General features: G+C 66.9%; 8 protein-coding genes and 1 other RNA gene. 7 read left to right on the top strand and 2 right to left on the bottom strand.

From position 1 onward, the window contains the following. Nucleotides 1-439: 439 nt before the first annotated feature. The gene (locus ACILR9_RS08640) at nucleotides 440-1,732 is read right to left on the bottom strand and encodes a PotD/PotF family extracellular solute-binding protein (protein WP_395709503.1); all 1,293 of its coding nucleotides are present in this window, start codon (nucleotides 1,730-1,732) and stop codon (nucleotides 440-442) included. Between the two features lie 46 nt (nucleotides 1,733-1,778). Continuing rightward, a complete protein-coding gene (locus ACILR9_RS08635; protein WP_395709685.1) occupies nucleotides 1,779-2,795 on the bottom strand; it encodes an ABC transporter ATP-binding protein in 1,017 nt (338 codons plus the stop codon). 153 nt (nucleotides 2,796-2,948) lie between these two features. On the opposite strand from ACILR9_RS08635, the gene ACILR9_RS08630 reads away from it, so the two are divergent. From ACILR9_RS08630 to ACILR9_RS08600, 7 genes are all read left to right on the top strand, one after another. Then, nucleotides 2,949-5,024, top strand: coding sequence for a hydantoinase/oxoprolinase family protein (locus tag ACILR9_RS08630; RefSeq protein ID WP_395709502.1), 2,076 nt, complete (start codon nucleotides 2,949-2,951; stop codon nucleotides 5,022-5,024). Between the two features lie 72 nt (nucleotides 5,025-5,096). Further along, nucleotides 5,097-6,911 carry a hydantoinase B/oxoprolinase family protein gene (locus ACILR9_RS08625; protein ID WP_395709501.1) on the top strand — a complete coding sequence of 605 codons (1,815 nt, stop codon included), beginning with the start codon at nucleotides 5,097-5,099 and terminating at the stop codon, nucleotides 6,909-6,911. Between the two features lie 387 nt (nucleotides 6,912-7,298). Next, a complete protein-coding gene (locus tag ACILR9_RS08620; RefSeq protein ID WP_395709500.1) occupies nucleotides 7,299-8,780 on the top strand; it encodes a hypothetical protein in 1,482 nt (493 codons plus the stop codon). Nucleotides 8,781-8,809: 29 nt separating this feature from the next. Next, nucleotides 8,810-9,286, top strand: a complete 477-nt coding sequence (locus tag ACILR9_RS08615) for an SDR family NAD(P)-dependent oxidoreductase (protein WP_395709499.1) — start codon at nucleotides 8,810-8,812, stop codon at nucleotides 9,284-9,286. Nucleotides 9,287-9,368: 82 nt separating this feature from the next. Beyond that, on the top strand, nucleotides 9,369-10,661 hold the full coding sequence (locus ACILR9_RS08610) for an LLM class flavin-dependent oxidoreductase (RefSeq protein WP_395709684.1): 1,293 nt from the start codon (nucleotides 9,369-9,371) through the stop codon (nucleotides 10,659-10,661). A gap of 93 nt (nucleotides 10,662-10,754) precedes the next feature. After that, an RNA gene (gene ffs, locus ACILR9_RS08605) (signal recognition particle sRNA small type) lies at nucleotides 10,755-10,849 on the top strand. Nucleotides 10,850-10,946: 97 nt separating this feature from the next. Next, nucleotides 10,947-12,136 (top strand): DNA polymerase III subunit gamma/tau (locus ACILR9_RS08600; protein ID WP_395709498.1); only part of this gene is annotated, 1,190 nt, incomplete at its 3' end.

Genomic DNA, 12,136 nt, shown 5'->3' with positions numbered 1-12,136 from the left:
ACCGACTCGCCTCCCCCGTCATCGGGGGAGGTGCCCCACAGGCGTTAAATTTAGTCGACAGCCAATCAAAATCCTCATCCTGAGGAGGCCGCGTAGCGGCCGTCTCGAGGGATGGGCCGCACATGAAATCGCCGAACAAGCCGGTTTGAAACATCCGCAGTGTTGCCGACCCTTCGAGACGCGGCCCTCCGGGCCGCTCCTCAGGGTGAGGTTCCTTGTATTTTAACGCCTTTGGGGAGATGCCCCGTCATACAGGGCGGAGGGGGAAGGCCGCAGACGAAATGATTCGGATTCCGACGTCGGAATCAGAAGAACCTCGACTGCGGTTTTCCCCCTCCGGCCCTGCGGGCCACCTCCCCCGATGACGGGGGAGGGCTTCCAGATCTGAGTCCATTCCCTCACCATCAGACGGGGGAAGCAAAAAATCACGCATGACGTCCTAGGCCGCGATGAACTGATTCCACTTCTGGACCATGTAGCGGTCCTCGTCCATCACGGCATTCCAGCACGACACTGCGCCCATGCGCTCGTAGAACGAGCCGCCGTCGCGCACCGCGCCGGCCTTCTCGACCACCTGGCCCTGCGGGTTCTTGATGTCGCCCTGCGCCGGCTTGCCTTCCATCCAGAAGCCCCATTCGTCGGGCGTCATGTTGGCCTTGGCCGTGTCCAGCACCGCCGAGTAGTAGCCCTGGCGGTTGAGGAAGGCGCCGACCCAACCCGACAGGTACCAGTTGATGTAGTCGTAGGCGGCGTCGAGCTGCGCCCCCTGCAAGTGCTTGGCAATCGAAAGGCCGCCGCCCCAGGCGCGATAGCCTTCCTTGAGCGGCTGGTAGACGCACGGCACGCCCTTGCCGCGCACCGCGGAGACCGCCGGCGACCACATCGACTGGATCACCACCTCGCCCGAGGCCATCAGGTTCACCGACTCGTCGAAGGTCTTCCAGAAGGCGCGGAACTGGCCGTCCTTCTTGGTCTTGATCAGGAAATCGATGGTCTTGTCGATCTCCGCCTTGGTCATGTTGCCCTTGTCGCCATATTTCGTGACGCCGGCCGATTCGCAGATCATCGCCGCGTCCATGATGCCGATCGACGGGATGTTGAGGATCGACGTCTTGCCCTTGAACTTCGGGTCGAGGATGTCCTTCCAGTTCTCGATCTTGCGCCCGACCAGGTCGGGCCGGATGCCGAGCGTGTCGGCGTTGTAGATCGTCGGGATCATGGTGAACCAGTCGGTCTGGCCCTTGGCGAACTTGGTCGAGCCCGCGCCTTCGACGAAGCTCACCGTGTTGGGCGCGGTGCCCTGGGCGATCACGCTGTCGGGCTTCAGCTTGCCGGAGGTGAAGATCGGCACGATCTTGTCGAAATACTTGATCTTCTTGACGTTCATCGCCTGCAGCGTGTTCGCCGGGAAGACCTTCTTGCACATCCAGTACTCGATATCGCCGATGTCGAAGGAGTTCGGCTGCGTCACCACGCGCTGCACCACGGCATCCGAATCGAGCGCCGTCATCTGCAGGGTGATGCCGAGATCGGCCTTGCACTTCTCGGCGATCTCGTTGATCGCCGACACGCCGGTGCCGCACTGGCGCAGCACGATGTTCTTGTTGTTCTGCGCCCAGATCGTCGGGAAGCCGCCGACCGCGCCGCTGCCGAGAAGCGCGCCCGCCACGCCGGCCGCCCCCTTGAGAACCTTGCGGCGTCCGACGCCGCGCCCATTGAGCTTCCGTGTCATCTCCAGTTCCTCCATTCGCCTTTCCAGCGGCCTCGCGCCGCCTGCTCTATCGCCCCAGGACGTGAACGTCCTTCGGAGCCCACGACAAAACGACCGGCTCGCCGGGCGCCACCGGATTGGCGTCGAAACGCGCCTCCGGGACCACGGCCGACAGGGTGTCGAGGCCGTTCACGTCGACGCCGACCTGCACGGTCGATCCGAGATACTCGACCGATCGGGTGATCCCGCTCAGCGACGTCGCATCGACCGGCGCGGTGCCGGGCTGCACGACGATGCGGTCGGCGCGGATCGCGACGTACTCGGCCGCGCCCTTGGCCCGCGCCACCGCCGCCGGCAGGACGTTGTGGCCGCCGATGAAGCGGGCGACGAAGGCCGATTCCGGCCGGTTGAAGACGTCGCGCGCGCTGGCCGCCTGCTCGATCTTCCCCTGGTTCATCACCACCACCAGGTCGGCCAGCGCCATCGCCTCGTCCTGGCTGTGGGTGACGTGGATGAAGCTGATGCCGAGCCGCGTCTGCAGGCTCTTCAGCTCCTCGCGCATGCGGACGCGCAGGAAGGGATCGAGCGCCGACAGAGGCTCGTCGAGCAGCAGGACCTGCGGGTCGGTGATCAGGGCGCGCGCCAGCGCGACGCGCTGCTGCTGGCCGCCCGACAGCTGGGACGGCAGGCGGCGGGCGAACGGCTCCATCTGGACGCGCTTCAGCATCTCGAGCGCCCGGGCACGGCGCTTGTCCTTCGGCTCGCCGCGCATCTTCAGGCTGAAGGCCACGTTGTCGATGCAATCGAGATGGGGAAACAGGGCGTAGCTCTGGAACATCATCGCCGTGCCGCGCGCCGCCGGCGGCAGATGGGTGATGTTCTCCGCCCCCAGGATGATGTCGCCTTCGCTCGCCTCCTCGTGGCCGGCGATCATGCGCAACGTCGTCGTCTTGCCGCAGCCGCTGGGGCCGAGCAGGCAGCAATAGGAGCCGGCCGGAATGCGCAGGCTGATCGAATCGACCGCCGCCGTCTCGCCGAAACGCTTGCCGAGGGCAACCAGCTCAATATCGGGTTTTCGCGCCATCGGCGCCTGGGAAGCAAGGCTCATGCCATTATTGTAGGCTATCCCCGAGACGACGAGGATAGACATCGGCCCTTGGCCTGTGTCTTGCTGTCCAAGTCTTCTCCTCCCCAGCGAAGCTGGGGAGGAGAATGAGCCGTGTCGGAGGGAGGCGTCATGCGTTTGATCGGAGTCGATGTCGGCGGCACGTTTACGGACCTGGTCTTCGCCGACACGGACGCCGGCCGGACCGCCGTCCACAAGGTGTCGACCACGCCCGACGATCCGTCGCGCGGCGTAGTCGAGGGCCTGATGGCCCTGTGCGACAAATACGGCATCGCGCGTGAGACCATCGACGTGGTGTTCCACGGCACCACCATCGCCACCAACTCCATCCTCGAGCACGACGGTGCCGTCACCGGCATGATCACGACCGGGGGCTATCGCGACATCCTGCATATCGGCCGCCATCAGCGGCCGCAGCACTACTCGATCATGCAGGACATCCCTTGGCAGGACAGGCCGCTGGTCAAGCGCCGGCATCGCAGGACGGTCAAGGAGCGGCTGGTGCCGCCCAAGGGCGAGGTGCTGGAGCCGCTCGACGAAGCCGGCGTCCGCCAGGCCGTGCGCGAGCTCAAGCAGGCCGGTGTGCAGGCGATCGCCATCTGCTTCCTGTTCTCCTATCTCGACGCCGCGCACGAGGCGCGGGCGCACGAGATCGTGCGCGAGGAATATCCCGAATGCTTCGCCACGACCTCCTCGTCGGTGTCGCCGCAATTCCGTGAGTTCGAGCGTTTCACCACGACGGCGATGAACGCCTTCGTCGGACCCAAGGTACGCAATTACGTGACGCGGCTCGAATCCGAGATAGAGGCCTCGGGCTTCAAGGCCGATCTGCGCATCATGGCCTCCAATGGCGGCGTGGCGACGCCCGCCATGGTGTCGGATCGGCCCGTGCTCACGCTATTGTCGGGCCCGGCCGCCGGCGTGATCGGTGGCGACTGGGCCGGCGGATTGTCGGGCCGGCGCAACCTCATCACCTTCGACGTCGGCGGCACCTCGGCCGATATCGGCATCGTGACCGAGGGCGGCTTCGGCGAGGCAACGGCGCGTGACACCTGGATCGCCGGCTTCCCGGTGCTGGTGCCGATGATCGATGTCCACACGATCGGCGCCGGCGGCGGCTCGATCGCTTTCGTCGACCAGGCGGGCGCCTTCAAGGTTGGCCCGCGCTCGGCCGGCGCGGTGCCGGGACCAGCCGCCTATGGCCGTGGCGGCACGCGCGCGACCGTGACCGACGCCAACGTCGTGCTGGGCCGGCTCGACGGCGGCAATTTCCTGGGCGGCGGCATGTCGCTCGACGAAGTCGCGGCGCGGCGCGTCATCGGCGAGCTGGCCCGCGAGCTCGGCATGAGCGAGCGCGAAGCGGCCGAAGGCGTGGTCACCGTGATCAACGCCAACATGGCCAACGCGATTCGTTCGCGCACCGTCCAGAAGGGTATCGACCCGCGCAACTACGCCCTGGTGGCCTTCGGCGGCGCCGGTCCGCTGCATGGCGCCGAGGTGGCAGAGATGCTGGGCGTGCCGGAAGTGATCGTGCCGCCGCATCCCGGCATCACCTCGGCTGTCGGCCTGCTCATCAGCGACCTGCGGTACGACGCCATCCGTACCTCGTTCCAGGTCTCGGGCGCCGCCGACCTCGAGCGCATCAATGCGGATTTCGCGGCGATGGCCACGGAGCTGGCGGAACGCTTCACCAGCGACGGCATCGACCTCGGCCGCGTCAGCTTCGAACGCCGCGGCGACCTGCGCTATGTCGGCCAGGGCTACGAGCTGCGCGTCCCCTTCCCCGACGGCCCGATCGACGAGGCGGCGCTGGCCAAGGCCTTCGAGGCTTTCCACGATATCCATCGCCGCGAGTACGGCCATCACTTTGCCGACTCGGCGATCGAGATCGTCAACTTGAGGCTGGTCGGCGCCGCCAGCGCCGCGACGATCGCCAAGCCCGCCGCCGGAACGGCGACATCGCTCGACGCGGCGCGCGTGCGCAGCGGCACCTGCACGTTCCGAGTCGGCGGCAAGCTCGCCGACCATCCCACCGCCTTCTACCGCCGCGACCTGCTGCCGGTCGGCCAACGCATCGCCGGCCCGGCGATCGTCCTGCAGATGGATTCGACCACCGTCGTGCCGCCGCAGTACAGCTTCGAGGCCGATACCGCCGGCAACCTGATCATCCGGCGCGACGATGCGTAGCCAATCCCTGCGTCGTCTTTCATTCTCCTCCCCAGCTTCGCTGGGGAGGAAAGCTGAATAAGAGGAGCCCCCATGTCCACCTCCGCCCTCCGCCAGCCCGCCTTGAAGCCCGATCGCATCGATCCGATCACCATCAGCGTGATCCAAGGCGCGCTCGAGAACATCGCCATCGAGATGGGCTACAAGCTGATGCGCATGAGCTACTCCTCGATCATCCGCGAGTCGGAGGATTTCGGGGCGGCTCTGGTCGATGCCGAGGGCCGCGGCCTTGCCGAATCGGCACAGTCGACACCGCTACAGTCGGGGCCGATTCCGGGCTATGTGCGCGGCGTGCAGAAGATCCTGTCCGAGCGCGGTGACGTCTTCCGGCCAGGCGACGTGGTGATGCACAACGACGCCTACTCGGGCGCCAGCCATGGCCCTGACGTCGCCTTCATCGTGCCGGTGTTCGTGCAGGGACGGCTGATCGGCTTTGCCGCCACGACGGCTCACCATCTCGACATCGGCGCGCTGTCACCCGGCTCCTGCGGCATCGTCGAGGCGATCGACGCCTACGCCGAGGGCCTGCAGTTCAAGGCGATCAAGGTCTACGACCGCGGCGTCCGAAACGACATGGTGTGGCAGATCGTGCGCGACAACATCCGCGCCTCCGACCTCGTGGTCGGCGACATGGATGCCCAGGTCGCGGCAGCGCGCATCGGCGCCGTACGCATGGCCGAGCTGGTCGAGCGCTACGGCCTCGACACGTTCGATCTCGCCTGCACCGCCTTGATGGACCACGCCGAACGGCTGATGCGGCAAGCCATCGCCAGGCTGCCCGACGGCGTCTATCGCGCCGAGACGGCGATCGACGGATACCTCGACAGCGACGATCCGTCGAAGAAGGAGCTGCCGATCGTCGTCACCATCACCAAGAAGGACGACAGCCTCACCGTCGATCTCACCGGCACGGCGCCGCAAGTGCCCGACCGGCCGATCAACATGCCGCTCGAAGGCACCGCCGACATCGCTATCTGGCTCACCATCCGGTCAATCCTGCTCGACACCGCCGTGCACGGTCACATCCCGGTCAATGCCGGCCTGATCCGGCCGATTACCATCGTCGCGCCCATGGGTTGCCTCGCCAACCCGACCTTCCCGGCGCCGACCATCGCCCGCTTCTGCCCCGGCAACCAGCTCGCCGACACGGTGATGAAGGCGCTGGCCCAGGCCATGCCGGGCAACGTGTCGGCCGGAATCGGCAACCTCAAGGTCATCGCCTTCTCGGGCCTGAACAACGAGACCCACTGGGTGCACATGGAGATCTTCGAAGGCTCCTATGGCGGCCGGCTGGGCAAGGACGGCATGGACGCCGTCGACACGCTCTATGCCAATACCCGCAACAACCCGATCGAGGACATCGAGACTCATTTGCCGCTGCGCGTCCTGCGCTACGAGCTGCGCGAGGACGTCGCGGGTGCCGGCAAGTGGCGCGGCGGCCTGGGCTCGGTGCGCGAGTTCGCCTTCCTGAGCGACGGCGGCGCCTCGGTCGAAGGCGAAGGCCACCGCTACCGCCCGTGGGGTTTCCTGGGCGGCGCCGAAGGTATGCCGGCCAAGCTCGACCTGGTGGCTGGCGGGAAGACGCGCGCCCTGCCTTCCAAGGTGCCGCACATGAACGTCGGCAAGGACGGCCGCTTCGTCTGCTACGGCCCGGCCGGCGGCGGCTACGGCAACCCGCTCGAACGCGATCCGGCCAAGGTCGCCGACGACGTGCTGGATGGCGTCATTTCGGTCAGGACGGCGAAGCGCGACTACGGCGTAGTCGTATCGGCCAAGGGTGTCGTCAATGCCAAGGCGACTGCGAAGCTGCGCTCGGCCATCAGCCGGGCTGAACACTCAGGTCTCTGAAGAAGCCGCGTCACCCGTCGCCGGCAACAGGCCGACCGGGCCGCGCCGACCGGCAAACCGCAGATCGTCCAGCGTCGACCCGCCGATGCCATCCCTGAGGAGGCGCATCTCGACCCCGTGGGGCGGCGCGAGCCGTTCCCCATCGAGCCCACCCCCCATGTTCTGCTATGGGGCGCAGCCTGGACCAGGGACCCGGATATCGCCTGGCTGCGCAGCCGGCTGCGCCCGCTGATGGAAAGAAGGTTTGCAAGTCCCGTGGACCAGCCCGCTCGCCAATCCAGCCAGCGGCCCTTTGAAGCCGTCGCTCCCGCGTGCTAACTCCGCCCCCGCGTCGCCCCAGGGAGGCGCCGCAAGCATGCAATCCGCGCCATACGAAGGATCCGGTCGATGAGCTTCACCTCGAAGGTGTTCGAAACCCGCGTCGTCAAGATGGCTGACCGCGAGGAGACCATCGTCGCCGGCGGCCGCCATTTGTTCCCGCTGCTGCCCAAGGCCTTCGACGGCATCAAGCAGATCGGCGTCATCGGCTGGTCCTCCCAGGGTCCGGCGCAGGCCCAGAACCTGCGCGAATCGCTCGAAGGGTCGGGCATCCGGGTCAAGGTCGGCTTGCGCGAGGGCTCGTCCTCGATGAAAGAGGCCGCGGCCGTCGGTTTCACCAAGGAAAATGGCACCCTGGGCGAGATGTACCAGGTGATCCGCGAGAGCGACATGGCCCTGCTGCTGATCTCCGATGCCGCCTTCGCCGAGAACTACAAGGAGATCTTCGCCGCCTTCCGCCCGGGCACCACGCTCGGCCTCAGCCATGGCTTCCTGCTCTCGCACCTGCAGGCCCAGGGCGAGGACTTCCCCAAGAACATCAACGTCGTCGCCGTCTGCCCCAAGGGCATGGGCCCCTCGGTGCGGCGCCTCTACGAGCAGGGCCGCGAGGTCAACGGCGCCGGCATCAATGCGAGCTTCGCCGTCCAGCAGGACGTCACTGGCAAGGCCACCGACTATGCGCTCGCCTGGTCGGTCGCGCTGGGCTCGCCCTACACGTTCGAGACGACGCTGGAGTCGGAGTACCGCTCCGACATCTTCGGCGAGCGCGGCATCCTGCTCGGCGCCGTGCATGGCATCGCCGAGAGCCTTTACGCGCGCTACGTCGGCCACGGCATGGCCAAGGACGACGCCTATCTCAACACCTCGGAATCGATCACCGGCCCGATCAGCAAGACGATCTCGCGCTCCGGCCTGAAGGCGGTCTACGAGCAGCTCGACGACAAGGAGAAGGCCGCCTTCCGCAAGGCGTTCAATGCCGCCTACCATCCGTCACGCGAGATCCTCGAGGAGATCTACGACGACGTCGCCTCGGGCAACGAGGTGCGCAGCGTCATCCAGGCGACACGACGCCACGGCACCTATCCGATGGGCAAGATCGACAGCACCGACATGTGGGTGGTCGGCGAGAAGGTGCGCGCCAACGCCCAGCGCAATTACGCGCCGATCAACCCGGAGACAGCCGGCGTCTACATGGCGTGCATGATGGCCCAGGTCGATCTCCTCAAGGATCGCGGCCATCCGTACTCGGAGATCGCCAACGAATCGATCATCGAGGCGGTCGATTCGCTCAACCCCTACATGGACTACAAGGGCGTGTCCTACATGGTCGACAATTGCTCGACCACGGCCCGGCTGGGCGCCCGCAAGTGGGCGGCGCGCTTCGACTACATCCTGAAGCAGCAGGCCTTCCCGACGATCGATCAGAGCGCGTCCAAGGACGAGACGCCGTTCGACAAGTTCATGAACAGCAACATTCACGAGGTCTTGAAGGTCTGCGCCGAGTTGCGTCCTTCCGTGGACATCGCCGTGGTGCCGACACGCGGCGGCTGAGCCCGCCCGCCGGGCATCGGCCGAGCGCAATGGACTTCGAGCTGACCGGCCGGACCTGCCTGGTCACGGGCGCGAGCGCGGGCATCGGGCCCGGCGTCGTGCAATTGCTGGTCCGGCAGGGCGTCAAGGTCGTCGCAACGGCGCGACGCGTCGAGAACATCGAGCGTCTCGGCGCGTCCCTGGCGACCGAAGGATATACCCGGCCGGCTGCGATCGCCGGCGACATCACCGATGCCGCCGCCGTCGCCGACATCGCCGCGGCGTCGACCGCAGCGCTCGGACAGGTCGACATCCTGGTGGTATGCGCTACGCGGCGCATTGAGTGCCGTGTGGAGCGCGACGCTCGTCGTTCAGTCTTCGGCCTTGTGCCGCACAATGCATTCGTAGCCCTGGCCGCCATAGAAAATTCCGAGGATAAGGACTTCCGACCTCTTCACCTGAAACATGATGGTCGCTCGACGTTCGAAGCCTATCGTCCGGAGACCCGGTTCAAAAGCTTGACTTGAAAAAGGCTATCACAGTGAACCGCGCGCCCACGCGGGGGCAGAAGACCGAAAGGATGCCGTGCACAACCAGCACCCCCGACGGATGCGTCTTGGCGTGTTCGTACAGACCCCAGGCCACCATGTGGCCGGCTGGCGGCATCCGGATGCAGTCGCCGGCGGGCCGAACCTCGCACTGATGAAGCACATCGCCGCGACGGCCGAGCGCGGCAAGTTCGACATGTTCTTCCTGGGCGATGGATTCGCCACCGGTTACGGCGAACATCCGTCAACGATCGGCAAGTTCGAGCCGCTGACGCTGCTCTCTGCCCTGGCGATGGGCACCAGCCGGCTCGGCCTCGCGGCCACCGCCTCGACGACCTATGCCGAGCCCTATCACGTCGCGCGCGGCTTCGCCTCGCTCGATCATCTGTCGGGCGGTCGCGCGGCATGGAACGTGGTGACGACCGCCTACGCCAAATCGGCCGCCGTGTTCGGCCGCCGGCATCCGCCGCATGCGGAGCGCTACGCAATGGCCGAGGAGTTCGTCGAGGCCTGCCGAATCCTGTGGGACAGCTGGGACGACGATGCCTTCATCGCCGACAAGGCGAGCGGCCGCTTCGTCCGACCGGGCAGCCTTCATATCCCGAGCTTCCAGGGCAAGTACTTCGCGGTCGAAGGCGGCCTCAACGTCCCGCGCCCGCCGCAGGGCCATCCGGTGCTGATCCAGGCGGGATCGTCCGGTCCGGGCCAGGCGCTGGCCGCGCGCATCGCCGACGTGGTATTCACGGCCCAGAACGATCTCGACGAGGCAAAGGCCTTCTACGACGGCCTCAAGGCGCAGGTCGCGGGCTATGGCCGCCGGCCGGAGAGCGCGCTGGTCATGCCCGGCGTGTTCCCAGTCGTGGGGCGAACCGAGGCTGAGGCACAGGCGATCTTCGCCGAGCTCAATCGCAACATCGAGATGGAGACGGCGTTCGGCGTGCTCTCCGATCGGCTGGGCACCGACATGTCGGTCTATCCCTTGGACGAGCCGGTGCCCGACTTGCCGGAGACCGAGCATCTCAAGAGCCGCGCCGCCCTCCTGCTGGAGATGGCTCGCCGCGACAAGCTCACGCTACGCCAGCTCTTCTATCGGGTCGCCGCGGCGCGCGGGCATCTCCTGCTGGTCAGTGACCCGGTCCGGATCGCCAACATGCTGGAGGCGTGGTTCCGCGCTGGTGCGGCCGATGGTTTCAATGTCATGCCGCCGTTCTTCCCGGGCCAGCTCGATGCGTTCGTCGACCTCGTGGTACCCGTTCTGCAGGAACGCGGCCTGTTCCGTGCCGACTACAGCGGCACGACACTGCGTGACCATCTCGGCTTGGAGCGGCCCGTCAATCGCCACGCAAACGCTTGATCTTACTGAAAAAATCGTCTTCCGACCGGGCACTGGAAAATGCCCCACATCCGCCCTTGCGCCAGACGGCCTGACTCCTGATATAACCACCTCGAGGGGTCGGTGCGGGCGGAGCAGTCGCCAACCCGGTCAGATCCGGAAGGAAGCAGCCGTAACGAATTCGCTTCGGGTCGCGCCGATCTCTCACCCGTTTCGCCTCGCGCGCCGCCGCGGTGGACGGGCGGCCCGCGCGCGACGACCGCCGGGCCCATGGGGCCGCGTCGCGTCAGCCGGTGGGACCTCGCCATGCCGGAAGCCAAAGAATCGCTTCCCTACCGGGTCCTGGCCCGCAAATACCGCCCCGTCGATTTCACCACCCTGGTCGGCCAGGAGGCGATGGTGCGCACATTGCGCAATGCCATTGCGACCGGCCGCATCGCCCATGCCTTCATGCTTACCGGCGTGCGCGGCGTCGGCAAGACGACGACCGCGCGCATCATCGCCCGGGCGCTGAACTGCGTCGGCGCCGACGGCACAGGAGGTCCAACCGTCGATCCCTGCGGCGTCTGCGACAACTGCAGGGCGATCACCGAGGACCGCCACGTCGACGTCATCGAGATGGACGCCGCCTCGCGCACCGGCATCGACGACGTCCGCGAGCTGATCGAGGGCGTGCGCTACCGCCCGGTCTCGGCGCGCTACAAGGTCTACATCATCGACGAAGTCCACATGCTGTCGGACAAGGCGTTCAACGCCCTGCTCAAGACGCTCGAAGAGCCGCCGCCGCACGTCAAATTCCTGTTCGCCACCACCGAGATCCGCAAGGTGCCGGTGACCGTGCTGAGCCGCTGCCAGCGCTTCGACCTCAAGCGCGTATCGCAGGAGACGCTGGTCGAGCATTTCGGGCGGATCTCCGCCACCGAGAAGATCGAGATTTCACCTGAAGCCCTGGGGCTGCTGGCGCGCGCCGCCGATGGCTCCGTGCGCGACGGGCTGTCGATGCTGGACCAGGCGATCGCCCATGGCGGCGGCGTGGTCGACGCGGCCCAGGTGCGCGACATGCTGGGCCTGGCCGACCGCAGCCGGGTGCTCGACCTGTTCGAGAAGACGATGCGCGGCGATGCGCCGGCCGTCGTCGCGACCCTGTCGGAAATGCACGATTCGGGCGCCGATCCCGCGGTGATCATCGAGGATCTGCTCGAGCTCACGCACTGGGTGACGCGACTCAAGGTGGCGCCGGACGCGGCTGCTTCGGCGGCCGACAGCGAACGCGCACACGGCCTCGCCCTCGCCGCCAAGCTCTCCATGACGACGCTGACCCGGGCGTGGAGTCTCCTGCTCAAGGGATTGCGCGAGACTCTCGACGCCCCCTCGCCGTTGCGTGCTGCCGAGATGGTGCTGATCCGCCTGTGCTACGCGGCCGACCTGCCGTCGCCGTCCGACGCGATCAAGGCGCTGCAGAACGGCGCCGCGGCGGCCCCGCCAGCGGCGCCGCC

Origin of the sequence: Reyranella sp. (assembly GCF_044224635.1) — a bacterium.
Classification (GTDB): Bacteria; Pseudomonadota; Alphaproteobacteria; order Reyranellales; family Reyranellaceae; genus Reyranella.
Note: the sequence above shows the minus strand (reverse complement) of the source record. Positions and strands in the feature narration are given on the sequence as shown.